Source organism: Mucilaginibacter sp. 320_HR, from assembly GCF_059691875.1.
Genome location: NZ_JCAWAI010000002.1, coordinates 410,745 through 435,351, shown reverse-complemented (window position 1 = coordinate 435,351; position 24,607 = coordinate 410,745). Strand labels below are relative to the sequence as shown.

The window sequence follows — 24,607 nt, the reverse complement described above, 5'->3', positions numbered from 1 at the left end:
ATAACACTGCTTACTTTAAGTAAACGTAAGTAATACCGTCTCCGCCCCTGTCCGGGTGCTCGTCCTCCATTCTGTCTACCTGTTCGTATTTTTTTAAGTATTGCCGTATCATTTTTCGCAGGATCCCGTCGCCCTTGCCATGTAGTATTTTTAAGTTGCCGTAGCCCATCATCAATGCCCTGTCAAACAACTTTTCAATGGCATGCAGCGCATCTTCTGTGCGCATGCCGCGCACATCTATTTCGGGGCTAAAGCTCGCTATATCCCCAGTAGAAACATTACTGCTCCGGCGCTGCTCTTTCGGCACTGCAGATCTGGATACTTTTTCTACCCGCTTCTTTTTAACCACAGTGCGCAACTCGCCCATAGCCAGCACCACATTATCTTTAATAACTTCCATTACCTGGCCCGTGGTGTCACTGTCTATCAACTTTACCCAGTCACCTGGCTTTATTTCTTCATCTACCTTTACTGCAGTCTTTGCCTGCTCTGCTTTTATCGTGTTCTTCTTTACCTCAGCATTCAAGTTATCACGCAGGGTTTTGGTAACCCCTTTATCGGCATTGCTGCTCTTTATTTCGGCAATGGTGTTCTCAACAAGCTTGTTAGCATTTAGTATAATATCTTTAGCTTCCTGTTTTGCTTCACGGATGAGATTTTTGCGGTTCTCGTCTAAAAAGGTTTTTAGCTCCTCGTTCTCCGCCAGTAATGAATTTACACGTTGCTGCTGCTTATTCAGCTTTTGTTTCGTATCAATAATTTCCTTCTTCTCACGCTCCAGATCAACCAGCAGGCTGTCTACCTTTTTTTGACCTGTGCTTATTTTGTTTCGTGCAAGGTTTAATACGTATTGTGGCAGGCCAATTTTCTGGGCAATCTCAAATGCATAAGAACTGCCTGGTTTACCTACTTCTAGCATGTACAGCGGCTGCATTTCCGTATTATTGAACAGCATAGAAGCATTCTCAATGCCTTCGGTATTGCTGGCAAATATTTTCAAGTTAGAGTAGTGGGTTGTTACCATTCCCCTTACCTTTTTATGGTTCAGCGCTTCTAGTACTGCTTCAGCAATGGGGCCACCAAACTGAGGGTCGGTACCCGTACCAAATTCGTCTATAAGTACCATAGTTTTGCCGTTGGCGTTCTCTACAAAGTTCTTCATTTTGGAAAGATGCGCACTATAAGTACTCAGGTCACTCTCTATCGACTGATCATCGCCTATATCAACAAACAGCTGCTTAAAAACACCTGCAATACTGTCTGCGCTTGCAGGTATAAGCAACCCTGCCTGTACCATCATTTGCAGTAAGCCAACCGTTTTCATACAAACCGATTTTCCACCCGCATTAGGCCCCGAAACAACTATTATACGTGTACCATCGTCTATTGACATATTAAGCGGCACTACAGTTTTCTGTTCCCTTTTAAAATTTAGATACAGCAGCGGGTGCCGGGCGTTAAATAGCTTTAGCTTGGCTTCGTTCACTACCTTGGGCATTTCAGCTTCGATATCAATGGCGAACAATGCCTTTGCACGTACAAAGTCTAATTTAGTGAGTAACCCATGATAAGATAACAGCAGTGGAACATACGGCCGCAGTTCATCTGTAAGCGCCGTAAGTATTTTGATGATCTCTCTGCGGCGGTCAAATTCCAGGTCTCGTATACGATTGTTAAGGGTAAATACCTCTTCAGGTTCCAGGTAAACGGTTTGCCCAGACGCAGATTCGTCATGAACAAAGCCCTTCACCTTACGCTTATTTTCGGCAAGCATAGGTATACATAATCTGCCGTCGCGTATAGTCAGCGAGCCATCTGCTGTCCAGTTGTTAGCAGCAGCATTCTTAAATATCTGGTCTATTTTACGGCGTGCCTCCTGTTCGGCTTTCGCGATACCACTAGTTATCTCTAGCAACTCGCGTGAAGCATTATGGCGTATCTTGCCTTTAGGATCAATTACCTGGTCTATTTTCCTGATGATCGCCTTTTCTATCGGAAGATGTTCAAACAACGCCTCCAGATTAGGGTATACCCCGACACGCTCATTGAAGTAAGCTATGACACCAAACACTGTTGTTAATGATGCCTGTACCTGGAAGAATTCCTCCTCAGATAAGAAAGCGCCTTCTATCCTGGCCTTATTGGCCAGCGACTTAATATCGTAAAAGTGGTTTATGGGCAGCGCGTCATCGTTCTGCAGTATGTTCTTAAATTCGTTTGCCTGGTTCAGGAATTTCACCACTTGGTCGTAATTGGTCATTACACCAATTTTATCAACCATTTGCTGCCCCATAACGCTGAGGCAGTGTGTTTTTATCAATTCCTTTATTTCAGTAAAACCCAGTTTATCGGCACTATTGGGCGGGTAGAGCATTTTTTACTTTTGAGTTGTTGCTTTTCGTTAACGAATCTACCTTGGCCTTAACGTTGGCAGCAATTTTATCGTACATTTCTGTTAATTGTACAGGCTGCTTACTATAGTAGCGAAGGCTTGCGGTGAATTGTCCACTGGTTATGTGGTGTTTTTTAAATAACGCGCTATACTTTTCCGCACCATACTTGTACAAGCTATCCGGAATTTGCGGCACTACATAAAGGCTGCCATCGGTAATGTGCATGTCGGTAAGTACATTTACCATCCGGTTTTCTGAAAGTATTCCTGCTGGGGTATCTTCTTTACAGGCACTCAAAAATACCAATACTGAAAAAAACACAATGATATGTTTATGCATTACGTAATTTAGCGGCGTTTATAAAGTACAAAAATACGCATAAATGAGCATTACAGATAATATCCGCGCTTTAAAAAAAGAAACGGACGGCATTGGTATTACGTTACTGGCTGTATCAAAAACAAAGCCCAATGAAGATATACTGGAGGCCTACAATGCTGGGCAACGCCTGTTTGGTGAGAACATAGTGCAGGAACTTACCGAAAAGTATGAAGCTTTGCCGAAGGATATAGAATGGCATTTAATAGGTCATCTGCAAACCAACAAGGTAAAATACATAGCACCTTTTATAAGTATGATTGAATCTGTAGACAGTATTAAGCTGCTGCAGGAGATCAATAAACATGCCCTTAAACATAAACGTGTGATAGATTGCTTGCTGCAGATATATATTGCCGATGAAGAAACCAAGTATGGCCTGGGTTTTGACGAAGCTATAGAACTGCTGCGGAGTGAAGAATTTGCTGCATTAACCAATGTGCGTATACGTGGGCTAATGGGAATAGCAACTAATACAGACGCAGAGCGGCAGATAAAGGAAGAATACTACGAGTTGAAGACTTTTTTTGACGGTGTTAAGGTTAGTTTTTTTCGCAAGGAAGATTCGTTTAATATTGTGTCGATGGGCATGTCGTCTGATTACAAGCTAGCCATTGAGCAAGGCAGTAACCTGGTGAGACTAGGAAGTACCATATTTGGAAGCCGCGTAATAAAGCACTGGAAAAATAATTAATAAGATTTACTTAGCATGAGTGAACAAAAAACCAGCCCTCTCCGCATAGCGGTAAAAAAAGATTGCCCACGATTGCTGGAACTTGTACATGAGCTAGCACTTTTTGAGCGCGCGCCGGAGGAAGTTACCATTACACTGCAGGAATTTGAAGAAGCCGGCTTTGGCAGCAAACCTGTTTGGAAAGCTTTTGTTGTAGAAGTAGACGGGATAATAGTTGGATTTGCGATGTATTACATCCGCTTTTCTACCTGGAAAGGCCAGCGCTTGTATCTTGAAGACTTGATCATAACGGAAGCTTACCGCAGCAAGGGTTTTGGTAAACTGTTGTTTGACCGGCTAATACAGGAAGCCCGCGAACTTGGCTTTAACGGTATGGTTTGGCAGGTGCTTGACTGGAACGAACCGGCTATTAATTTTTACCGGAAGTACGAGGCGAATATAGAAGCCGGATGGCTAAACGCATCGCTTTCTAAAGAGCAGGTTTTAAATTTGATGTAATGAGAATATTGTTTTGGGTTTGTACTGTGTTGATTGTTTTTTCATCGTGTCAGTTTGGAACTGAACGCCGGCAAGATCGGCCGGATATTTTCAAAGACACCCTCACTTATACATACAAGACTATTCATGAGCGGGCAACTGACTGCGGTAACAAGGCAGATAGTGCATGCACGGTGGCAAAGATCAGATACCCGGAGTTTAATAATGATCATGTGCTTAACGACACAATAGTAAAAAGGCTAACCACACTTTATCCTGCTTACACAGATAAACAACGAGACACAACTTTAAATGCAATGGTTGGATCGTTCATGAAGGCCTATGCGGAATTCAACAGAAACTTCTCAAGCTCTGTCAATAATAAAAAACTTAACTCAAGGCAATCGGCAAACTCAAAAACTGATGCTGTTCCTGCAAGGCAAACCGAACCAAATGCTGCAAATGCCCAGCCTTCAATATTTTTCACAATTGACTTATTCTCTAAGGTTGTTTACCAGGATTCGGCGGTTGTTGCACTTGAATACGGCGGATATACCTACGAAGGCGGGGCACATGGAGCCACCTTCACTGGCTTTATCAACTGGAACCCGATAATCAAAAAAGAAGTATTGCTTAAGGATGTGCTTACAGATGGTTATAATGAAAAGCTCACGCACATAGCAGAAAGCATCTTCAGAAAAAACGAAAAGTTAAAAGACACCTCGTCTCTTGCCCGCGATTACTTTTTCAAGGATAACAAGTTTGCACTCAACAACAATTATTCGCTTACTCCAATTGGGATCAGATTTATTTACAACCAATATGAGATAAAGCCCTTCGCAGCCGGGCAAACAGAATTGCTGATTCCTTACGACAGGATAAAAGAGCTGATAAAACCTAAATCTGTCATAGCTAGATACATAAAGAACGATGTTGGTATTTAAATTCGGGGGCGCGTCGGTAAAGGATGCTGCCGGTGTTATAAACCTGGGCAAAGTGGTAAACAGCTATGCCGGGAATCAAATACTTGTTGTTGTATCTGCTATGGGTAAAACCACTAATGCGTTAGAGCGGCTTACAACTGCTTACGTAAACCAACAAGACGACTTGCATCAGATCTTTGATGAGATTAAAGAATACCATTATAGCATATTATCTTCACTTTTCGCACCTGGGCATTCGGTTTATGACGAAGTAGCGAATACTTTTGTTGAGATAGACTGGGCCATTGAAGATGAACCGCACGACGACTTTGATTTTATATATGATCAAATTGTTTCTATCGGCGAATTGGTTTCTACCCGCATCGTAAATGCCTGGTTTAACCAGGAAGGCATTGCAAGCAAATGGATAGATGTACGTAGTTACATCCATACTGATAACGCTTATCGTGAAGGTGTTGTAGACTGGGATAAGACACGGGAAAGCATACAAAAAGACATACCTGCATTATTGGAGAACAGCATTGTAGTTACCCAAGGCTTTTTAGGCGGCACTTCCGAAAACTTTACCACAACATTGGGCCGTGAAGGCTCTGACTACACGGCATCTATTTTCGCCAACTGCCTGGGTGCAGAATCTGTAACCACTTGGAAGGACGTGCCCGGTATCCTCAATGCCGACCCTAAATATTTTACTGATACTATAAAGTTTGATGAGTTAAGCTACCAGGAAGCGATAGAAATGACCTACTATGGTGCGAGCGTCATTCATCCAAAAACAATTAAGCCACTTCAGAACGCTAAAATACCGCTCCTGGTGAAGCCCTTTAGTGATCCTTCGTCTGCAGGCACTATTATCAGGGAAGGTGCTGTAAATGCATTTGCCAAACCGGTAATCATCGTGAAGCAAAAGCAGGTATTGCTGTCCATATCTACAAACGATTACTCGTTTATATCTGAGGTACATTTAAGCGAGATCTTTGGCATTTTTGCCGAAAATCACGTTAAGGTAAACCTGATGCAGACTTCTGCTTTGAGTTTCACTGTATGTATAGACTATTCACTAGAAAGATTCACAAAGCTATTGGCAACACTTAAACAGTCCTTTAAAGTAAAATACAATGACGAGCTTACACTGATCACACTAAGGCATTATACCAATAGCTCCCTGGTGGAAATTACCGACGGCAAAACAGTGTTGATGAAGCAAACCAACAGGAACACCGCGCAGGTAGTGATTAAATAATTAGCAACAACCAAGCTATAAAGGCTGCAAAAGCGGTATTCAGGAAATTTACCATATTGTTGCCGAGGCAGCCTTTACGTTCAAGCGTAGCTCCCAGTAAAGAGTCCATAAGGTTGCCTGCAGTACCTGCAATTATAATCACTATTGCGTGCGCTGTTGCCCCACCGTAACAAGCAAAAACAACTGCGATGGCGGCCGCGCCGGCAACACCTATAAGAGTACCCTCCAGGCTTATTACCCCATCTCTACCCCTTTCGTCGAGCTTGAAACTAACAATGTTATAAAATCGCGTTCCGTAAACGATGCCTAACTCAGACGACAACGTATCCGCTGTTGCCGATGCCATTGCAGCCGCCATGATAACGAAATACGAAGTAAGCGACGGTACAAACAAGTTAAACAAGCCCATTATTGCAGCAACGCCCCCGTTGGCTAGTACCTGGTAAGCGTCTCTTTTTTCCTGATGCGTATGTTCACCCTTTACAAGCTTTTTCCTTTTCTGCCATGATGTTGCAACTGTTGCCATAACAAAAAACGCAGCAAGAATACTAAAACCAGGAACTAAGAAACCTAGATACAAACATATTGCCACGGTTGCTCCGGTAAAACTACCGGCGAGAGTGAGTTTGCCGGTTTTGTAGACAGCAGTTGTAACGCCAATTAATATAGCAGCAAAGATGATGTCGCGTGGATACATTTAAGTTGTGTTGATACAAACATAACATCATACAAATAAAAAGCCCCATTCCGGGGCTTTGCTTTATTATTTTTTACGTTGCGGCTGATGAGCTCCGTCTCTGCTGGAAGTTTGATCCGACCGTTGTGCGCCGCCGTTGCTAATGCCGGTTTGTTGCTGTTTTTGCTTTTGATCTGTAAATGCACGATCGGCTCTGGTACTGCCCTGTCCATTGTTGTTATTCTTAATATCCTGAGCCTTCATAACAATAAGTTTAGTTAACAATTATTTACATAATCTTTAGTACAATAACCGTACCGCACGTATTTTAACTATTAGAACATTCGTATTATCCGGAACATCTATTTTACAAATATTAACAACTATAAATATAAAGGGCAGCTAATTACTTTATATTTATGAAGGTATTATGTCCCCCGGTTGTACCATGTTGAAATTGATCAAGTAATAGAATACCCGATGCTCAGTCACTCCGCCCTAAATTCTATTTATTCGCTTATTCCCTTACCATGCTTAATCCTTTTGCCAGATGAGCCGGTATTTACCATTGCTGAAGTTAACGATGCTTATTTGAAAGGATTAAATCTTTTAAAAGAAGACCTTGTAGGACAAAGTTTTTTTGAATACTTCATCAATTTTGAGGGCAAAGACATGAGTGATGATCTTTGCGCCTTGCAAACGGTACTATCAACCAAAGAAGCTACTGAAACTGAGGTCAATAGTTACAACTTCAAAAATTTAATCTCCGGAGAACAACACATTAGGCATTTTAGAGCTACAAACGTACCTATAATGGACCCGACTGGCGAAGTGGCTTATATCATTCATACCGTTACAGAGGAAACAGAAACGATAGCTATTAAAGCCGCGCAAGAAAGCGTTCAAAAGAACTTAGAGGAAGCCTCGTTGTTGATGACTCAGGGACAGGAACTGGCAAATTTTGGTAATTGGCAATGGGACATTAACCAAAATATTGTAACCTGGAGCGAGACGTTATACAACATCTACGGCCTCAATAAACAAACATTCAAGGCGACATTTGAGGGATATCTTGATTTGCTGCACCAAGATGACAGAGAACGTGTTTACAACCTTATTACCAGCGTACTGCACACCCAAAAAGACTCGGTTTTTGAAGAACGGATAGTAAGACCCAACGGCGAAATCAGATATCTGAAGAGTTGGGGAAAAGTTCAGACTGATGAACAAGGTAAGCCACTGAAGATGATAGGAGCATGCCTGGACATCACGGAAGCTAAATTGGCCGAAGAACAACTTAGGGTGCAGATAAACGCTATCCAAACACAGCACAAGCACTTACAAGATATATCTTGGATACAGTCACACGTTGTAAGAGCACCATTGGCAAGAATTTTGGGCCTTATTGAGTTGTTTAAAAACTACAATGCAGATGAACTGGATAAGACAGACCTGCTGGACAAAATAGCCATTTCGGCAAGGGAATTGGATAGTGTGATAACTACCATTACGAACAAAACCGAGGAACAAGTAGTCCGTACTCAGTAAAGCTACTCCTAGCTACTCAATGGAAATTCAAGTTTAAATTCCGCGCCATGGTTTAGCTTGCTGCTTACGCTTATTTTTCCACCCAGCCTCTCGGTTTGCATTTTTACCATAAACAATCCCATTCCTTTGCCCTCAACGCTTAGGTCGAAACGTTTATATAAGCCAAAAATATTGTGCCCGTTACGTTCCATGTCTATACCCCTGCCATTATCCTTAAATGTTATATAAGCCTTGTTATTCTCCAGTTGAGAGGTTATATTTATAATAGGATCTACACCTGGTAACGAATACTTAATGCTGTTTATAATCAGATTTTGAAAAATACTGTACAGGTAACTTTTTAAACTATTTAGTTTACTTAAACTATTGAAATCGCAATTGATAATCGCCTTGTTTTTGCTTATCAGTTGGGCATTAACATCTTTAACCTCGTCAACCAACCGGGGCAACGACACCACTTCCAATGTATCGTTAGAGGCGTTTCCTGTTTGCAGAATGTTATTTAAGTCAATGATAACGTTATCGAGGCTGTAAACCGACGCAGACAATGCTTTTAGCTCGTCGGTACTTTCTTTATCACGCTCTCCTGCTTCTAACTGCAGCAAATCAGTTAATCCTTTAATATTCGCGACGGGCGCTCTCAAATTATGAGATACAATGTAAGTGAACTGCTCCAAGTCTTTGTTACGCTGAATAAGGTCCGCTGTCATGCGATCACGTTCCAGGTCTGCCTGCTTTTTGTCAGTAATATTTTTCATCGTCAGGATTATCCCTACGGCCTCATCTTCTTTGTTCAACACGCTTACCCAACGCGCTTCATACCAAGCTGTGTTATTATCGCCTACAGCGTAAGGCACCTCATAAGCTATTGCCTGTTGTCTGCGCAGGCGCTTCATGATATGCTTTATATCTTTTAGACGTTCAGGCGGACTGTAGTAAAAAGCTGATTGCCCAATTTCAAGCTCTCTTTTGAAGTAAATTTTCGCGAGTTCCCTTGCATTGTTGTTAAATGAGAGCAGCTTCGCATCCATATCAAACAAGATAATAGCAAGGTCAGTATTTTCAAAAACTGACCTTAAGTTTGATTCTGACTGTAATAAAGATGCCTCGGCCTTCTTGCGTTTTGAAATATCGCGTATAAATATAGAAAGGCCGTTTGCTGACGGATAGATATGGCTTTCCTGCCAAAGCTCTAACGGTGGGTAGTAATCTTCCTTAACAACATAACACTGCTTATTCAAGGCCTCATGGAAAGCTTTATAGGTATCTGACCCCACTGCATCAGGGTATAAGTCCCACATGTTCTTACCTATTAACGAAGCAGGTTCGCAGCCCAGCATTTCACCAATTTTTCTATTGGCGTAAGTGTAATTAAAGTTCTTATCTACAGCAATAAAGCCATCTGTAATGCTGTGAAATATGCTTTCTATTTGTTTATTTTGCTCTTTAATCTGCTCTTCAGCCTCCACTTTTTTTGTAACATCCCTAAAGTTACAAACCACGGCATTAATATCAGGGTCATTCAACTTGTTGGTGTACATGCATTCTACCCAGAAATAATGTCCTTGCTTGTGCCTGGCTCTATATGTACTTATTAACGTTAAATCCGGGCGTTGAAGAACATTGTTAAAAGCCTCTTTAACACTTGCAATATCTTCCTGATGTACAAAATCTTCTATTGGTTTCAGCGCACGTTCTTCATTGCCCCATCCTGTAATCCGTTTGGCAGATAGGCTACGGTAAAACAAGTTAAAATGACTATCGAAAAGCGCTACACCATCCGTGCTGTTCTCAACTAGTTTTCTAAAGCGCCTTTCCGTAGCAATAACTTTTTCGGTCTTGGAGGCTACCCTTCGTTCCAGCTCGGCATTTATAAGCGTCCTTTGCTCGTCATTAACTTTTTTGGCAGTAACATCGCGGGTTACTTTAGCAAACCCGGCTAAATACCCATTGTCATCGTACAATGCAGTAAATACAACATTAGCCCAAAAATTAGATCCATCTTTTTTAACGCGCCAGCCTTCGGTTTCGTAAGTGGTGTGTTTAAGTGCCTGATTTAGATTTTTGCCAGGTATGTTTTTACGCCGGTCTTCTTCGGTGTAAAACATAGCAATGTGATGGCCTATTGCTTCGTCTGCGTTATACCCTTTAATTTTCTCAGCACCCTGGTTCCAGCTTAGGATATACCCATTGGGGTCCATCATAAAAATGGCATAACCTTCAATTCTCGATACGAGTAAATGAAGTAATCGTTCGTCTAAAGCGTTAGAAGAGTTGTTGGTCGGCTTAGGCATAGTACTTAATTCAGGCTGTAAAAACAGGATTTCTAAATTATTACATTTTATCAAAAAGCCAAAATGTATTTTCGTTATAATTAATTTGTTAATAAATAACGACCGTACTAAAACCTAAAGTTATTGGTTAGTCAATAATAGTGATGATAGATTAAAGGTTTAAAGAGAAAAAACTGAATAGAAAAGCGTAAAATATAGCGTAATGAACAATTAGCCCCATCGGATTTTAGGACGCCGGGTTAACTACTTAGCGTTTACTTACAAACCACTGTTTTTGCTTTTACAGGCAAGGTTTGCGCACGTGACTGCTGGTTACATTTACCTAAGGCAACCCATATTAAAATAAATATGATAACGGTAGAAAAACACCCGCCACCTAATTTTTTTGCACCGTAAGCTGCTATTATGCCTCTGAAGAAATTATTCATAGTTTATAATTTAGTTGATTAACAAGAAGTAGAAATTTTAGTTTGCAACATCCCTTGTTAAAAAATAGTGCTGCAGCACCATTATTGTTTTTGCGTCCCTAAACTCGCCTGCGAATAGTTTAGTTTTAGCATCATTAAAACTCATCTCAACAATCTCAATATCTTCCCCTTCGTTCTCCAGCCCGCCACCTTGTTCCTTATCGCCATTGCTGTCGTAAATGGCCGTGAAGAGGTAGATATATTCCGTAATACCACCTGCCGATGAGTAGACGCCTGTATAGCGGGTAAGCTCCTTTATATCATACCCTGTTTCTTCTTTTACTTCTCGGTATGCAGCTTGTTCAGGTGTTTCACCCTCATCTATAAGCCCGGCGCAGATTTCCAGAAGGTAACCGGTTTCGCTACCATTTAATAAAGTAGGTAGCCTGAACTGCTTGGTAAACAAAAACCTTTCTTTTTCTTCATCAACAAGAAGTACGGTGACAGCGTCAGGTCGAAAGTACACCTCATTTTCCTGGTGGTGCATCTTCCCTTTCAAGTTAGGTTTTTCAAACAACACGCGCTCCAAACGGTATTTTTGATCACTTAAGAGGGTACGTTCAAGAATTTGGATTGTTGACATCGATGTATTTTAATTAAATACATCTCTTAAAACGAAATGTTTTTCAACCTATATCCTTGTTATATTGTGGTCGTTAAAAGGCTTTTAAATTAAATTGAAAACACAGTAACAATAAAGTGGTATTTTAATCATATTTAAGAACAAATAGATTTATAAAAATGGGATTGTTAAGCCGACTGTTAAACGAGTTTATTGATGTAATTGAATGGGTAGATTCCACGCAAAACACTTTAGTTTGGAAGTTTCCACGCGAAGGTAATGCCATTAAAATGGGCGCAAAACTTACCGTTCGCGAATCTCAGGTGGCAGTTTTCATGAATGAGGGGCAAATAGTAGACGTGTTTACCCCAGGGCTTTACACGCTTGATACCGAGAACATGCCGCTGCTCACCACTCTTATGAACTGGCCGTATGGCTTTAAAAGCCCTTTTAAGGCGGATGTATACTTTGTTAGCACCCGCCAATTCACAAATCAAAAGTGGGGTACTAAAAACCCTGTGATGATACGCGATGCAGAGTTTGGGCCGGTAAGGTTACGCGCTTATGGTTCGTTCAACTTTAAGGTAGATGACGCGAAAACCTTTCTTAAGCAAATATCTGCAACCAACCCGGAGTTTGTTGTAGATGATATACATGAGCAGTTGCGAAACCTGGTAGTATCACGCGGTATGGATGCAGTAGCAGCATCAAAAATAAGCATACTGGACCTTGCTGCGAACTACGACGAAGTGGGTGGGTTGATTGCCACCAATATACAACCAGACTTTGCTGAACTGGGGCTAAACCTCACCAAAATGCTGGTAGAGAATATATCCCTTCCTCCTGAAGTGGAGCAGGTACTGGATAAACGCAGCAGCATGGGCATCATTGGCAATTTGGGCGCTTACGCGCAGTACCAGGCAGCTAACGCCATAGAGAAGTCTGCAGAAAACAGCATCGGCGGCAACCTGGGCGCTGCAGGTATGGGGCTTGGAGTGGGCGCAGCCATGATGGGGCAAATTGGCAACATATTTAAACAAGGCCAGTACGACACGAATACCACTGAAGTGAACACAGGAGATACGCCTCCACCATTGCAAGCATCTACGCAGTATTTTATTGTTAAAGATGGTAAGCAGGAAGGCCCGCACACCCTAGCGGTGTTGGAAAACCTTGTAAGCCAGCATACGCTTACCGGCGAAACATTGGTGTGGACTAAAGGTATGGCCGCATGGGCAAAGGCTTCAACTATAACCGAGCTTGCAGACTTACTGAACAGCCAGCCACCTCCATTTCCGTTATAAACTGCACTGCATTATACATGGACAAACTGGAAACACCATCAGCTATAAACAATTCACTTAGCTGCAAAAATTGCGGTGCATTGCTTCATTTTGCCCCGGGCACGCATGAACTCAAGTGCGATTACTGTGGCGAAAGCAACATTATCGAAAAGAATGATGAGCAGCAAATTGTAAGTTATGACTACGACGAGTATGTTGCAAGCATAAGCACCGGTAAACAAACCGGCCACTTAAAAGTGGTAAAATGCAATGGCTGCGGTTCGCAAAGTTTACTGGACGAGTTTGTTACCGCAGATTCATGTGCGTTTTGTACTGCCCCGCTGGTGCTGGACATTGCAGCAGGGCAGGAATATGTTACACCGCATTATGTTCTCCCCTTTCATATAACGGAGAAGGAAGCAATGGACCTTTTTAAAAAATGGATACGCGGGTTATGGTGGTCGCCAAATAATCTGGAGAAAAAGCTTGTGCAAAGTAACGCCCGTTTAAAGGGCATTTACATACCGCATTGGGCCTATGATGCCGATACTGTAACCCGTTACACCGGCGAACGCGGCGACTACTACTATACAACTGAAACTTATACCGAAACAGTAAACGGCAAAACTGAAACACGCACCCGGCGAGTAAGACATACCAGATGGTCTTATGCATCGGGAACGGTGTCCTGCACGTTTAAGGACGAGACTATCCCGGCAAGCCGTTCACTGCCGGAGAAAACCCTCTTAGAACTTGGCCCATGGAATTTCAAAATGCTGGTGAAGTTTGATGAGCGTTACATGAGCGGTTTCCGGTCCGAAACTTACAAGATAACCCCACAGGAAGGTTTTGTTAAAATGACCGAGGCAATTCACCCACGCATTTTGGATACCGTTCGGGATGACATCGGTGGCGACGAGCAGCGTGTTGACAGCACCGACAGCCAATATAATAATAAAGGCATAAAGTATACCATGCTCCCAATATGGATGAGTGCTTATAAATACAACAATAAATTATTCCAATTTAAAGTAAACGCCAGCACAGGTGAAGTAATTGGTGAACGCCCTTTAAGCGTAATCAAAATAGTGCTTGCTATTTTATTAGCCCTGGCGGTAATTATTGGAGGCATTTTCCTTTATACTTCACAGCAACAGGCATAATTGCTGCTGTAAGGTACTCTGAACTTGGCAGTTAATGTTATTTTAAAAAAGCTTTTGCAAAGCTTAGGTAAATTTCTATTTTTGCAATCCCAACACGGTAGATGTAGCTCAGTTGGTTAGAGCATCGGTTTGTGGTACCGAGGGTCGTGGGTTCGAGCCCCATCATTTACCCTTAAAGTCCTGGTAGTTATGCCGGGACTTTTTTTGTTTAACAATATTTTGGAATGATCGAGATCTATACAGACGGTGCATCAAGCGGGAACCCTGGTCCGGGTGGTTACGGCGTGATCTTACGATCTGGCAACCACTATAAAGAATTGAGCGCCGGGTTCCGTAAAACCACTAACAACCGTATGGAACTGCTGGCAGTTATCACCGGGTTAGAAGCGCTGAAGAGCCCTAATCAAAATGTAACCATCTTCTCCGATTCTAAATACGTTATTGATGCCATCGAAAAACGCTGGGTAAATGGCTGGCTGGCCAAAGGTTTCGCCGGTAAAAAAAACAAAGACCTGTGGCTTAGGTACCTTTCCGTAGCCAAATTGCACAACGTGAAATTTGTATGGGTGCGCGGCCATAATGGCCATCCGGAGAACGAGCGCTGTGATCAGCTGGCGGTAGCTGCAGGCAAGCAGAAGGACCTTCTGATTGATTCTGTGTTTGAGATGGAAAATCGGTAACCTACTTTCCGCCTAGTTCAATAACTTCTAATCCGCTAATTTTATCTTCGTTTATTTCAAAACGCATTAGTGTTCGTACTTTGTGCCAGCCTTGTTTACCTGCTGCACCCGGGTTCAGGTGCAGGCAGCTGATCTTTTTATCATAGATCACCTTCAAAATATGCGAATGCCCGCTGATAAACAACTGTGGCGGGTTAAGGTAGATATCTTTTTTAACAGCAGGCGCGTACCGATCAGGATAGCCGCCGATGTGCGTCATCCATACATCTACGTTCTCACATTTAAAGCGCAGGTTTTCTGGATAAACCTGCCGCAGGTCGGCACTGTCTATATTGCCATATACACCTCTTAGCGGTTTAAAAGCAGCTAGTTGATCGGCTAATTGCAAAGATCCAAAATCGCCCGCATGCCATATCTCGTCGCATGATTCGAAATGTTTAAACACAGCCTCGTCCAGGTAATTGTGAGTGTCTGATATAAGGCCTATACGCATTTATGTACAATTAAAATATCGTTAGAAAGTTTTTCAACGTGTCCCGGTACTCTGCCGAATAAACCTTCTGCTGTTCGTAAATAGTCAGTTCGGTCTCTGTTACAACATTGGTTAGTTTGCCAAACGAAACTATCTCACGATGCGGTTGCGACTGCGGGAATGAGCTAATGTAGGTAACTGCCTGCAGGTGTAAACCCTTTGCCAAGAACAGGTCATTCACCAGGTCAGCAATCTCGGGCGGCAGCACCATTGTACAGCGACCCTCCCGGGTCAAGTGTTCTGTAACACAGCATACTAATTTCTCAAAAAAAGCTTCGTCCGTATGTCTCGCCATGCTCTTTTGAACTCCTTTGGACGCCAGTGAATTAAGGAAGAACGGCGGATTAGAAACAATCAGCTCATATTTACTTTGATTATCACTGTTTAAATGCTCCTCAAAACCCATCGGAAATATGCTAAGTCGATCCTTAAAAACAGATTTTTCAAAATTTTCTCCGGCAGTTTTAGCCGCTGATACATCAATTTCTACCGCGTCAACCTTAGCAGCAGGAAACCGTTGCGCCAGCATTAAAGCAACAACACCGGTGCCAGTCCCTATTTCTAAGATACTTTCAGGCATCTCCTCTCCTGCTATGGCTCCTAGCAAAACTCCGTCGGTGTTCACCTTCATGGCACAGCCGGCCTGGTTTATACTGAATTGTTTAAACCGGAATATATCCATCAATTAATTTACCTATTTTCATACCCGATTTAACCTTCAGGGCTTTTTTAATGCTACCCGTCATCTCCCGAATAAAGCGCTATTTTAAAAAGCCAAAAGTAATTATTATCAGCACCATTTTACTGGCTTTTGGGGTATGGTTTGCCTTTTGTTTGCCTCGTCCGCTATTTAACAGCCCTACTTCATTTGTGATTGATGATGACAAAGGTGAACTGCTTGGCGCGTTTATAGCATCAGACGGGCAATGGCGATTTCCACACAATGACAGTGTGCCCCCCAAATTTAAACAATGCATTATCGCCTTTGAAGACAAGCGCTTTATGCACCATTTAGGGTTCGACCCTCTGGCTTTCGGCCGGGCTGTAAGGCAGGCTATCAAACGAGGGAAGGTGACCAGCGGTGGCAGTACACTTACCATGCAGGTAGCACGCCTGGCCACACACCACAAGCGAACTGTACTAAATAAAGTAGGTGAGATTTTTATGGCTACGCGGTTAGAGCTTGGCTACAGTAAAAACGAGATTTTAGCCATGTACGCCAGCAATGCGCCGTTCGGAAGCAACGTAATCGGGCTTGATGCTGCATCGTGGCGCTACTTTGGGCGAAGCCCGGATAAACTTTCCTGGGGAGAAATGGCGGCTTTGGCGGTACTTCCTAATTCACCGTCACTGGTACATCCGGGCAAGAACCGCCAAATTCTGCTGAGAAAAAGAAACCTGCTGCTAAACAGGCTTTACAAGCAGGGTGTAATAGACAGCACAACAGCAAAGCTTGCCGAGTTTGAACCTGTGCCTGAAAAACCTGTGGCACTGCCGCAAATGGCCCCACACCTGCTGCAACGTTTTAAGAACGATCACAAAGCTAATCCTGAGGGAACAACACGTATCACTACAACGCTTAAGACCAACCTGCAGCAGCAGGTTACAGATATACTGGAACAGCATCACCAGGTACTAAAAGCCAACAGCATTAACAACATTGCGGCTATAGTTTTAGATGTTGAGACTGGCGCTACCCTGGCTTATGCAGGCAACGTATCTCACCGCGAAGACCCCGAGATGGAGAGCGATGTAGATGTAATAGACGCGCCACGCAGTCCAGGCAGCACGCTAAAGCCAATGTTGTATGCCTCTATGCTGCACGATGGTTTCATACTTCCAAACAGCCTGATTGCCGATGTGCCCACACAAATAGCCGGCTACCATCCTGAAAATTTCGATCTTGGTTATGACGGCGCGGTGCCTGCTTCCACGGCGCTTGCTCGCTCCCTTAACGTGCCTGCCGTAAAAATGCTGCAGCAATATAAGTATGAGCGCTTTTATGATGTGTTGAAAAAAGCGGGGGTTACAACGTTAAAACAGCCGGCAGATCATTACGGTTTATCGCTGATTTTGGGTGGTGGCGAGAGCACATTATGGGAGCTTTCGGGTATTTACGCAGGCATGGCCCGGGTGCTTAACCACTACAACAAGAACGGCGGTAGGTACGATCCTGACGATTATCATCAGCCTGTCTACTCGTCGGTGGCAAAGACTGAAGAGCATCTAGAGAAAAATGGATTACTGGACGCCGGCTCCATATATTACACCCTGCAAGCAATGGAAGAAGTGATGCGGCCCGGCGAAGAAATGCTTTGGCAGCAGTTTAGCTCCACACAGCGCATTGCATGGAAAACAGGTACCAGCTTTGGCTTTCGTGATGGCTGGGCCATAGGCATTACACCAAAATACGTGGTAGGGGTTTGGGTGGGTAATACTGATGGCGAAGGAAGACCGGGTTTAACAGGAATTAATACCGCTGCCCCAGCCCTTTTTGAAATATTCCGGCTCTTGCCGGCAGCCCGCGACTGGTTTGATATGCCGGTTAGTGAAATGGTCAAGATCAACGTATGTAAAGAAAGCGGTTTTAGGGCGGGGCAATACTGCAATAACACGGTTGAACAATATGTACCCCGTGGCGGACTCAAAGCCCCTGCCTGCCCGTGGCATAAGCTGGTACACCTTTCACCTGACCTGCAGTGGCAGGTAAACGGCAACTGCGAACTGCCCGAAAATATTGTAAACCGGCCATGGTTTGTGCTTCCCCCATCCATGGAATATTATTACAAGGCTAAAAACTACCAGTACCACGTTTTGCCGCCGTTTAAGGCTGGCTGTGGCGAAGGCGACTACGGCAATCCTATGGAGCTCATCTACCCGAAAGAGAATGCCAAAATATACGTTCCCATTGAGGCCGATGGTAAACGTGGCAGAGTAATATTTAATGCAGCGCACCGGCAAACGGGTATAAAGATATTTTGGCATTTGGATGGCAAATATGTAGCTGCAACAACCGCATTTCACCAGGTTGCGCTTAATCCGTCGCCGGGTCGCCATAAACTGACCCTGGTTGATGCCGACGGCAATACGCTGCAGCTGAACTTTGAAGTACTCGATAAAAATAAATAGACTATTTTAGTTGCATGCTTGAACAATACGACCTTGGCAATATGATGGTGCTGGATATTGAGACCGTACCTCAATATCCTAGTCACGACCTGGTGCCCGAACATTTGAAAGAGTTATGGGATGCCAAGACACAATACCAGCGTAAAGAAGAGGGCGCCGATATCTTTTACGAACGTGCCGGCATATGGGCCGAGTTCGGGAAAATCGTTTGTATATCTGTAGGTATATTCTTAAACGGTAAAAAGACAGGCTTACGGGTAAAATCATACGCAGGCGACGATGAAAAAGAACTCCTGGAAGATTTTAGCCGGATGCTTACAAGCCAGCCGGCAAGCATCATCCTTTGCGCACACAACGGCAAAGAGTTTGATTTCCCATACATCTGCCGCCGAATGCTGATAAATGGCGTACAGTTTCCGCCTCATCTGCAAATAGCTGGTAAAAAGCCATGGGAGATAAACCACCTGGATACCATGGAACTTTGGAAATTTGGCGATTATAAAAACTACACTTCACTTAGCCTGCTTACTGCCATTTTTGATATCCCTACTCCAAAGGATGATATTGACGGCAGCCAGGTTGGCCATGTATATTGGGTGGAAAAGGACCTGGCCCGAATTTGTACCTATTGCCAGAAGGATGTGGTAGCTACCGCGCAACTCATCAGGCGATATCGTGGTGAGCCCTTGATTGAGGAGGAATGTATCACTGTTGTTTAAACAGGTTCGTCTACATAACTGTTCAATACGCTAAAACCTATGCAAAACAACTAAGGTTAACAAAGAGATACATCTTTCCGTATCTTTAACGCGATACATTTATTTATGTCTAAAAAGAAAAAACACGCATCGTCCATTGACCAGGTACTTACCCAAATGGTGCTGGACGTATTCGAACAAAACGGTAATACGCCGTTAAATTATAAACAAGTTTCTGCTAAACTGAACGTACGCGACCCTGATGCCCGCGGGGTAATACTGGATATTTTACATGATGAAACCTTTAAGGGCGTCATGAAAGAAGCCTCTCCAGGCAAGTTTCAATTACTTGAACTCAAAACCTTTGTAGAGGGCAAGGTTGATCTCACTAACGACGGCTCAGCTTTTATCGTAACAGATGACCCTGCCGAAACTGACATATACGTTGCTCCGCGTAAACTCCGCAACGCTTTAAACGGCGACCGGGTGAAGGTATATGTTTATGCTAAAAGCAGAGGAAAACGCCAGGAAGGCGAAGTAGTAGAGATACTAAAGCGCAACAAAATGGAGTTTACCGGCATTGTAAAACTATCGGAACACTTTGCATTTTTTATCCCCGACGACCGGAAGATGATGCATGACATTTTCATTCCGCTTACAGATCTCAACGGCGCTGTAAACGGCATAAAGGCAGTTGCCGAAATTACCGACTGGCCAGCAGGCGCTAAAAACCCTGTTGGGCGTATAAAGCATATTTTAGGCAACCAGGGTGAAAACGATACAGAGATGAACGCTATACTGGCAGAGTATGGCTTTCCCCTTTCCTTCCCTGCTGATGTTGAAAAAGATGCGGAGGAGATATCTGATGTGATAAGTGCAGAGGAAGTTGCAAAACGCCGCGATTTTAGAGAAGTACTCACCTTTACTATAGACCCGGTAGATGCCAAAGATTTTGACGACGCGCTGTCGTTCAAAAAACTGGAGAACGGCAATTACGAGGTCGGCGTACATATTGCCGACGTTGCACATTACATCATCCCAGACTCTGCTCTGGACAGGGAAGCATATGAACGCGGCACCTCGGTTTACCTGGTTGACCGAGTGATACCGATGCTGCCCGAGAGGTTGAGCAATGGGCTTTGTTCGTTGCGGCCAAAAGAAGATAAACTGTGTTTTGCTGCGGTATTTGAATTGGATGAAAACGCCAATGTTATTACCGAATGGTTTGGCAAGACTGTTATCCACTCGGACAGGCGCTTTAGCTATGAGGAAGTGCAGGAAGTGATCGAGACCAAGACAGGCGACTACGTTGAAGAAATAGAGAAACTTAACGCTTTAGCTTACAAGCTCCGTGAACGGAAATTTAAAGCTGGTGCCATCAGCTTCGAAACAACTGAGGTTAAGTTTAAGCTTGATGAAACTGGTAAGCCAACCGGTGTTTATGTGAAAGAACGTAAAGACGCACACAAGCTGATAGAGGACTTCATGCTTTTAGCCAACCGCAAAGTGGCTGAGTTTGTAAGCAAAATGGGTAAAGGCAAACATAAATACACCTTTGTTTACCGGGCGCACGACTCCCCAAAACCTGATGCACTCGCTAATTTCGCGCAATTTGCTGCAAGGTTTGGTTATAAGATAAATACGAAATCAGATAAGGAGATCGCCAGATCACTTAATCACCTGATGGAAGATGTGGAAGGCAAAAAAGAGCAGAACGTACTTACCCACTTGGCTATCCGTTCTATGGCAAAAGCTATCTATACCACACAAAGCAGCAGCCATTACGGTCTGGCTTTCAGCCACTACACGCACTTTACCTCGCCTATTCGTAGATACCCTGATGTAATGGTGCACCGCCTATTGTTCCACTACCTTAATGGGGGACAAAGCGCCAATGCCGACCATTATGAAGAGTTGTGTAAGCACAGTTCGGCTATGGAGAAAAAGGCTGCAGATGCAGAACGCTCTTCAGTAAAATACAAACAGGCTGAGTACCTGCGCGATCAAGTGGGCAACGTTTTCACAGGCATCATTTCCGGTGTTACAGAGTGGGGTATGTATGTGGAGATCATTGAAAACAAATGTGAAGGCATGATTCGCCTGCGCGATATAAGCGACGACTTTTATACACTGGACGAAAAGAACTACGCCATTATTGGTCAGCGCAAAAAGAAGGTATACCAGTTAGGCGACGAGGTAAAGATCCGCGTAAAACAGGTAGATCTTACCAAGAAACAGATTGATTTTAGTTTAGTACAGGATTAATTAGTTATTTAGCAGCTTCAACAACAATGGTTTGTTGCTCACCATAAAGAGCAAACACCGCGGCTTAATACTGCTCTGGTGTATTATCCCAAATGAGAAAACTCGAAGACCTGCAAGCGCTCATAGCCACATCTGTAGAGAAGCTGGCGTACCCGGTTTACCCGGCTGAGCTTTACGAGCCGATAAAATACATATTAGCGATAGGTGGCAAACGTATGCGACCCGCGCTGCTGCTCATGGCCTGTGACCTGTTCGGCGGCGATGTAGAAGCTGCCCTTCCTCCTGCCCTTGCCATAGAGGTGTTCCACAACTTTACGCTGATGCATGACGACATTATGGACAATGCACCAAAGCGTCGGGGTCGTGCTACAGTTCACGAAAAGTGGAACAACAACGTAGCGATCCTAAGCGGAGACGTAATGCTGATTGAAGGTTACAAGCTGATGATGCAGGTACGTAATGATCTCCTTCGCCAGGTACTGGACATTTTTAATGATACTGCTGTAGGCGTATGTGAAGGTCAGCAGTTGGACATGACTTTTGAAACCAGCAATAACATTACCATTGCGGAATACATCAACATGATCCGCTTGAAAACAGCTGTGGTACTTGGCGGCGCTTTAAAGATAGGTGCGCTTATCGGCAATGCTGATCAAACAGACGCCGACCTGCTTTCCGATTTTGGTGTTAACCTGGGCATTGCCTTTCAACTACAGGACGATATACTGGACGTTTATGGTGACCCAGAGAAATTTGGCAAACAGGTAGGTGGAGACATCATCTCCAACAAAAAAACATATTTGCTACTTAAAGCTCAGGAATTATCAGGGAGTGATGAACTTAATACCTGGCTTGCCACTCCTAAGTTTGATGCAGCTGAAAAAGTAGCTGCAGTAACGGCCATTTATAACAAGGTTGATGTAAGGCGCCATGCTGAAGCAGAAATGCAGGCCTACGCCGAAAAGGCTTTTACAGCCCTTGAGAAAATAAACCTGCCCATAGAAAGCAAACAGTACCTCCGCGACTTTGCTGACGGGTTGTTGGTAAGGGAATATTAGATATGCGTTGCCTTGCCTTAATCTGTTTATATTGCTGCATTTGCGCCTCTTCCTACGGACAAAGAAAACAAGCATTCACCTTTAATGATGATCATGGTATTGAAAAGCTTCCCGAGTTTCCGGGTGGAAAAAATGCATTCACTCGTTATATTCAACACAACCTTAAATTTCCGCCTGGTAAAAGGTTGTTCGGACGAGTTGTAGTAGCTTTTATAGTTGAAAAGAACGGAACCTTGTCGCATGTGAAAATCACAAAACATTTGGCACCTCTTTATGATGCCGAAGCATTGAAAGTTCTCAAAAATAGTCCGCAATGGATACCTGCTAAAGTAAACAAAGGGTTAGGATGGAAGCCTATAAGGGCACAGATGTCTTTACCAATCGCTTTTAACCGGAATTAACTACCTTCAATCAACATGAAGAAACTCTTACATATAATATGCTTTATTGCGGTTACCCTCACCGCCTCAGCGCAAACTAAAACAACATCCGGTGGTAAGCTCAAGCTCGAACAGGCCAACATGGATGTGCGCCATTATACGATAGCGCTGGACGTCAACTTTGATCAGAAGACGATAGATGGTTATACTACTATAGACATTATCACGGCTAAGCCGACGCATACTTTGCTGTTCGATCTGCTCGATTCACTCACTGTAAAGAGCGTGTCCGTTAACGGCAAGAGCGAGCCGTTTGTTTATAGGAACAACCTTATCAACATCAACACAGCTAAAGAACTACCCGCCGGTAAGTACGCCGTTAAGGTGGTTTATGGCGGCAAGCCTCATATTGCCCGTAATCCACCATGGGATGATGGCTTTACTTTTACGCGCGACTCTACTGGCCACAATTGGTTGGCGGTTACTGCCGAAGGTACAGGCGGCAAGATCTACTATCCTTGCAAAGATCACCCCTCTGATGAGCCAAATGAAGGTGCCGATCTCATTATTACCGTGCCTAAAGGTCTGGTGGTTGCTGGGCCGGGATTGCTGGTGAAGCAGTCGACCAGTGGCAATAAAGCTACATTTCACTGGCGCACCAAATACACCATTAATAACTACAGCATTCTTTTCAACGTAGGCGACTACAAACTGGTAAAACGCAGTTACAAAAGCATCGCCGGCAACACGGTACCAATGTGGTTCTACGTACTTAATGAGCATGCCGAAAAAGCTGATAGGCTGATGGACATTTTCGAGGTGACCATCCACGAAAAAGAAAAATACTTTGGCGAGTATCCATGGGCTAAAGAAAAGGTGGGCCTGGTAGAAACCCCGCACTTAGGTATGGAACACCAAAGCATGGTGGCTTATGGCAACAAGTTCAGGTATGTGAAAATAGGAAACCAGGATTACGACTGGCTGCTGCACCACGAGTTCGGTCACGAATGGTGGGGAAACAAAGTTACCGCTATTGACTGGGCCGACTACTGGATCCACGAAGGGATCGACAGCTACTCTGATGCGCTTTTCACCCTGGAATATGCCGGCAAGCCCGCTTATATAGATTACTTTAAGAAATCAGGCAAGGGCATCCAGAATAAACAGCCGCTGGTGCTGGGCAAGGATATTGACGAGGAATCCGCCTATAATAATGACATCTACACCAAAGGCGCTTTCTTCATGCACACGTTGAATTATGTAATGGGCGACAGCCTTTTCTTCCCTACTTTGAAAAGCTTTGCTACGTCGCCGGAACATACGTACAATAACCTCAACAATACAGATGGTGTTGAGCAATTCTTCAGCAAGGCATATGGCAAATCGTTAAAGCCTTTGTTTGACATGTACCTGCGTACCACCAATAAGCTTGAGATAAGCGTTTCATCCGGACGGCGCGATAACCAGTATTTGATCAAGCTTTCTAACATCAATATGGACCTCCCGCTTGATGTTACAACCGACGCCGGGGTTCAGCATATTATGGCTAACAGCAAAGGCGTTGTTATCACCAGCACAACCATGCCGGTTATAGATGCAGATGGTTGGTATTTTAAGAAAGTAATCTACGAATAAGTATGCCTCTTAATCTTTTAAAGAAGAGAAGCTAGATCTGAAAGTCAGCTTCTCTTCTTTTTTAAAATAAATTCTACTATTCCCGTATACTATATATATATTTGGAAG

At 43.6% G+C, this 24,607-nt stretch carries 23 protein-coding genes and 1 tRNA gene; 15 read left to right on the top strand and 9 right to left on the bottom strand.

Annotation, left to right across the window (positions count from 1 at the left end; genetic code table 11):
* Positions 1–10: 10 nt before the first annotated feature.
* Together AC59GT_RS07500 and AC59GT_RS07495 are read right to left on the bottom strand one after the other, a co-directional pair.
* Positions 11–2,374, bottom strand: coding sequence for an endonuclease MutS2 (locus AC59GT_RS07500; protein WP_497237051.1), 2,364 nt, complete (start codon positions 2,372–2,374; stop codon positions 11–13).
* Entirely contained in the window at positions 2,355–2,732 is a 378-nt protein-coding gene (locus AC59GT_RS07495) for a DUF4296 domain-containing protein (RefSeq protein WP_497237050.1), read from the bottom strand. The genes AC59GT_RS07500 and AC59GT_RS07495 overlap by 20 nt, the downstream gene beginning before the upstream one ends.
* 43 nt (positions 2,733–2,775) lie before the next feature.
* Here AC59GT_RS07495 and AC59GT_RS07490 point away from each other — a divergent pair, with 43 nt between their 5' ends.
* The 4 genes from AC59GT_RS07490 to AC59GT_RS07475 all read left to right on the top strand — a co-directional run bounded on the left by AC59GT_RS07490 (position 2,776) and on the right by AC59GT_RS07475 (position 6,129).
* Positions 2,776–3,465, top strand: a complete 690-nt coding sequence (locus AC59GT_RS07490; RefSeq protein WP_497237049.1) for a YggS family pyridoxal phosphate-dependent enzyme — start codon at positions 2,776–2,778, stop codon at positions 3,463–3,465.
* Between the two features lie 15 nt (positions 3,466–3,480).
* Positions 3,481–3,963, top strand: a complete 483-nt coding sequence (locus tag AC59GT_RS07485; protein ID WP_497237048.1) for a GNAT family N-acetyltransferase — start codon at positions 3,481–3,483, stop codon at positions 3,961–3,963.
* Positions 3,964–4,136: 173 nt separating this feature from the next.
* Positions 4,137–4,886, top strand: coding sequence for an RsiV family protein (locus AC59GT_RS07480; RefSeq protein ID WP_497237047.1), 750 nt, complete (start codon positions 4,137–4,139; stop codon positions 4,884–4,886).
* Positions 4,873–6,129 carry an aspartate kinase gene (locus tag AC59GT_RS07475; protein ID WP_497237046.1) on the top strand — a complete coding sequence of 419 codons (1,257 nt, stop codon included), beginning with the start codon at positions 4,873–4,875 and terminating at the stop codon, positions 6,127–6,129. The genes AC59GT_RS07480 and AC59GT_RS07475 overlap by 14 nt, the downstream gene beginning before the upstream one ends.
* On the opposite strand, the gene AC59GT_RS07470 is transcribed toward AC59GT_RS07475, so the two are convergent.
* Together AC59GT_RS07470 and AC59GT_RS07465 are read right to left on the bottom strand one after the other, a co-directional pair.
* Positions 6,122–6,826 carry a DUF92 domain-containing protein gene (locus tag AC59GT_RS07470; RefSeq protein ID WP_497237045.1) on the bottom strand — a complete coding sequence of 235 codons (705 nt, stop codon included), beginning with the start codon at positions 6,824–6,826 and terminating at the stop codon, positions 6,122–6,124. The genes AC59GT_RS07475 and AC59GT_RS07470 overlap by 8 nt on opposite strands.
* A 66-nt stretch (positions 6,827–6,892) precedes the next feature.
* Positions 6,893–7,069: a hypothetical protein gene (locus tag AC59GT_RS07465; protein WP_497237044.1), complete on the bottom strand. Its 177-nt coding sequence runs from the start codon at positions 7,067–7,069 to the stop codon at positions 6,893–6,895.
* A gap of 216 nt (positions 7,070–7,285) precedes the next feature.
* Between AC59GT_RS07465 and AC59GT_RS07460 the strand changes: the two genes are divergently transcribed.
* Positions 7,286–8,353 carry a PAS domain-containing protein gene (locus AC59GT_RS07460; RefSeq protein WP_497237043.1) on the top strand — a complete coding sequence of 356 codons (1,068 nt, stop codon included), beginning with the start codon at positions 7,286–7,288 and terminating at the stop codon, positions 8,351–8,353.
* Between the two features lie 8 nt (positions 8,354–8,361).
* On the opposite strand, the gene AC59GT_RS07455 is transcribed toward AC59GT_RS07460, so the two are convergent.
* From AC59GT_RS07455 to AC59GT_RS07445, 3 genes are all read right to left on the bottom strand, one after another.
* Positions 8,362–10,647 (bottom strand): PAS domain-containing sensor histidine kinase, encoded by a 2,286-nt coding sequence (locus tag AC59GT_RS07455; protein WP_497237042.1) that lies wholly within the window; start codon positions 10,645–10,647, stop codon positions 8,362–8,364.
* A 254-nt stretch (positions 10,648–10,901) separates the two neighbouring features.
* Positions 10,902–11,075, bottom strand: coding sequence for a hypothetical protein (locus tag AC59GT_RS07450; protein WP_497237041.1), 174 nt, complete (start codon positions 11,073–11,075; stop codon positions 10,902–10,904).
* Positions 11,076–11,112: 37 nt separating this feature from the next.
* Positions 11,113–11,697 (bottom strand): NUDIX domain-containing protein, encoded by a 585-nt coding sequence (locus AC59GT_RS07445; RefSeq protein ID WP_497237040.1) that lies wholly within the window; start codon positions 11,695–11,697, stop codon positions 11,113–11,115.
* Positions 11,698–11,855: 158 nt separating this feature from the next.
* On the opposite strand from AC59GT_RS07445, the gene AC59GT_RS07440 reads away from it, so the two are divergent.
* From AC59GT_RS07440 to rnhA, 4 genes are all read left to right on the top strand, one after another.
* Complete coding sequence (locus AC59GT_RS07440) at positions 11,856–12,980, top strand: SPFH domain-containing protein (protein ID WP_497237039.1); 1,125 nt, start codon at positions 11,856–11,858, stop codon at positions 12,978–12,980.
* A 17-nt stretch (positions 12,981–12,997) separates the two neighbouring features.
* Positions 12,998–14,122, top strand: a complete 1,125-nt coding sequence (locus AC59GT_RS07435; protein WP_497237038.1) for a TFIIB-type zinc ribbon-containing protein — start codon at positions 12,998–13,000, stop codon at positions 14,120–14,122.
* Positions 14,123–14,219: 97 nt separating this feature from the next.
* Positions 14,220–14,293, top strand: a tRNA-His gene (locus tag AC59GT_RS07430).
* A 53-nt stretch (positions 14,294–14,346) separates the two neighbouring features.
* On the top strand, positions 14,347–14,802 hold the full coding sequence (rnhA, locus tag AC59GT_RS07425; RefSeq protein WP_117381794.1) for a ribonuclease HI: 456 nt from the start codon (positions 14,347–14,349) through the stop codon (positions 14,800–14,802).
* 1 nt (position 14,803) lies between these two features.
* On the opposite strand, the gene AC59GT_RS07420 is transcribed toward rnhA, so the two are convergent.
* Positions 14,804–15,295: a metallophosphoesterase family protein gene (locus AC59GT_RS07420; RefSeq protein ID WP_497237037.1), complete on the bottom strand. Its 492-nt coding sequence runs from the start codon at positions 15,293–15,295 to the stop codon at positions 14,804–14,806.
* Between the two features lie 10 nt (positions 15,296–15,305).
* Positions 15,306–16,016, bottom strand: a complete 711-nt coding sequence (locus tag AC59GT_RS07415; protein ID WP_497237036.1) for a tRNA1(Val) (adenine(37)-N6)-methyltransferase — start codon at positions 16,014–16,016, stop codon at positions 15,306–15,308.
* Between the two features lie 50 nt (positions 16,017–16,066).
* Here AC59GT_RS07415 and pbpC point away from each other — a divergent pair, with 50 nt between their 5' ends.
* The 6 genes from pbpC to AC59GT_RS07385 all read left to right on the top strand — a co-directional run bounded on the left by pbpC (position 16,067) and on the right by AC59GT_RS07385 (position 24,499).
* Positions 16,067–18,463, top strand: coding sequence for a penicillin-binding protein 1C (gene pbpC / locus AC59GT_RS07410; protein WP_497237035.1), 2,397 nt, complete (start codon positions 16,067–16,069; stop codon positions 18,461–18,463).
* Between the two features lie 14 nt (positions 18,464–18,477).
* Positions 18,478–19,182, top strand: a complete 705-nt coding sequence (locus AC59GT_RS07405) for a 3'-5' exonuclease (RefSeq protein WP_497237034.1) — start codon at positions 18,478–18,480, stop codon at positions 19,180–19,182.
* Positions 19,183–19,287: 105 nt separating this feature from the next.
* Positions 19,288–21,426: a ribonuclease R gene (gene rnr, locus AC59GT_RS07400; protein WP_497237033.1), complete on the top strand. Its 2,139-nt coding sequence runs from the start codon at positions 19,288–19,290 to the stop codon at positions 21,424–21,426.
* A 92-nt stretch (positions 21,427–21,518) separates the two neighbouring features.
* Positions 21,519–22,484: a polyprenyl synthetase family protein gene (locus AC59GT_RS07395; protein WP_497237032.1), complete on the top strand. Its 966-nt coding sequence runs from the start codon at positions 21,519–21,521 to the stop codon at positions 22,482–22,484.
* Positions 22,485–22,486: 2 nt separating this feature from the next.
* Entirely contained in the window at positions 22,487–22,885 is a 399-nt protein-coding gene (locus AC59GT_RS07390) for an energy transducer TonB (RefSeq protein WP_497237031.1), read from the top strand.
* A 15-nt stretch (positions 22,886–22,900) separates the two neighbouring features.
* The gene (locus AC59GT_RS07385; RefSeq protein ID WP_497237030.1) at positions 22,901–24,499 is read left to right on the top strand and encodes a M1 family metallopeptidase; all 1,599 of its coding nucleotides are present in this window, start codon (positions 22,901–22,903) and stop codon (positions 24,497–24,499) included.
* The last annotated feature ends 108 nt before the right edge of the window (positions 24,500–24,607 follow it).

Bases quoted from the DNA above. Each gene is read 5' to 3' on its own strand.
- AC59GT_RS07415 (WP_497237036.1), bottom strand. From the start codon at position 16,016: ATGGATATATTCCGGTTTAAACAATTCAGTATAAACCAGGCCGGCTGT.
- AC59GT_RS07485 (WP_497237048.1), top strand. From the start codon at position 3,481: ATGAGTGAACAAAAAACCAGCCCTCTCCGCATAGCGGTAAAAAAAGAT.
- AC59GT_RS07495 (WP_497237050.1), bottom strand. From the start codon at position 2,732: ATGCATAAACATATCATTGTGTTTTTTTCAGTATTGGTATTTTTGAGT.
- AC59GT_RS07450 (WP_497237041.1), bottom strand. From the start codon at position 11,075: ATGAATAATTTCTTCAGAGGCATAATAGCAGCTTACGGTGCAAAAAAA.
- AC59GT_RS07390 (WP_497237031.1), top strand. From the start codon at position 22,487: ATGCGTTGCCTTGCCTTAATCTGTTTATATTGCTGCATTTGCGCCTCT.
- AC59GT_RS07405 (WP_497237034.1), top strand. From the start codon at position 18,478: ATGCTTGAACAATACGACCTTGGCAATATGATGGTGCTGGATATTGAG.
- rnhA (WP_117381794.1), top strand. From the start codon at position 14,347: ATGATCGAGATCTATACAGACGGTGCATCAAGCGGGAACCCTGGTCCG.
- rnr (WP_497237033.1), top strand. From the start codon at position 19,288: ATGTCTAAAAAGAAAAAACACGCATCGTCCATTGACCAGGTACTTACC.
- AC59GT_RS07395 (WP_497237032.1), top strand. From the start codon at position 21,519: ATGAGAAAACTCGAAGACCTGCAAGCGCTCATAGCCACATCTGTAGAG.
- AC59GT_RS07435 (WP_497237038.1), top strand. From the start codon at position 12,998: ATGGACAAACTGGAAACACCATCAGCTATAAACAATTCACTTAGCTGC.
- pbpC (WP_497237035.1), top strand. From the start codon at position 16,067: ATGCTACCCGTCATCTCCCGAATAAAGCGCTATTTTAAAAAGCCAAAA.
- AC59GT_RS07440 (WP_497237039.1), top strand. From the start codon at position 11,856: ATGGGATTGTTAAGCCGACTGTTAAACGAGTTTATTGATGTAATTGAA.
- AC59GT_RS07470 (WP_497237045.1), bottom strand. From the start codon at position 6,826: ATGTATCCACGCGACATCATCTTTGCTGCTATATTAATTGGCGTTACA.
- AC59GT_RS07465 (WP_497237044.1), bottom strand. From the start codon at position 7,069: ATGAAGGCTCAGGATATTAAGAATAACAACAATGGACAGGGCAGTACC.
- AC59GT_RS07490 (WP_497237049.1), top strand. From the start codon at position 2,776: ATGAGCATTACAGATAATATCCGCGCTTTAAAAAAAGAAACGGACGGC.
- AC59GT_RS07420 (WP_497237037.1), bottom strand. From the start codon at position 15,295: ATGCGTATAGGCCTTATATCAGACACTCACAATTACCTGGACGAGGCT.
- AC59GT_RS07460 (WP_497237043.1), top strand. From the start codon at position 7,286: ATGCTCAGTCACTCCGCCCTAAATTCTATTTATTCGCTTATTCCCTTA.
- AC59GT_RS07475 (WP_497237046.1), top strand. From the start codon at position 4,873: ATGTTGGTATTTAAATTCGGGGGCGCGTCGGTAAAGGATGCTGCCGGT.
- AC59GT_RS07445 (WP_497237040.1), bottom strand. From the start codon at position 11,697: ATGTCAACAATCCAAATTCTTGAACGTACCCTCTTAAGTGATCAAAAA.
- AC59GT_RS07500 (WP_497237051.1), bottom strand. From the start codon at position 2,374: ATGCTCTACCCGCCCAATAGTGCCGATAAACTGGGTTTTACTGAAATA.
- AC59GT_RS07455 (WP_497237042.1), bottom strand. From the start codon at position 10,647: ATGCCTAAGCCGACCAACAACTCTTCTAACGCTTTAGACGAACGATTA.
- AC59GT_RS07385 (WP_497237030.1), top strand. From the start codon at position 22,901: ATGAAGAAACTCTTACATATAATATGCTTTATTGCGGTTACCCTCACC.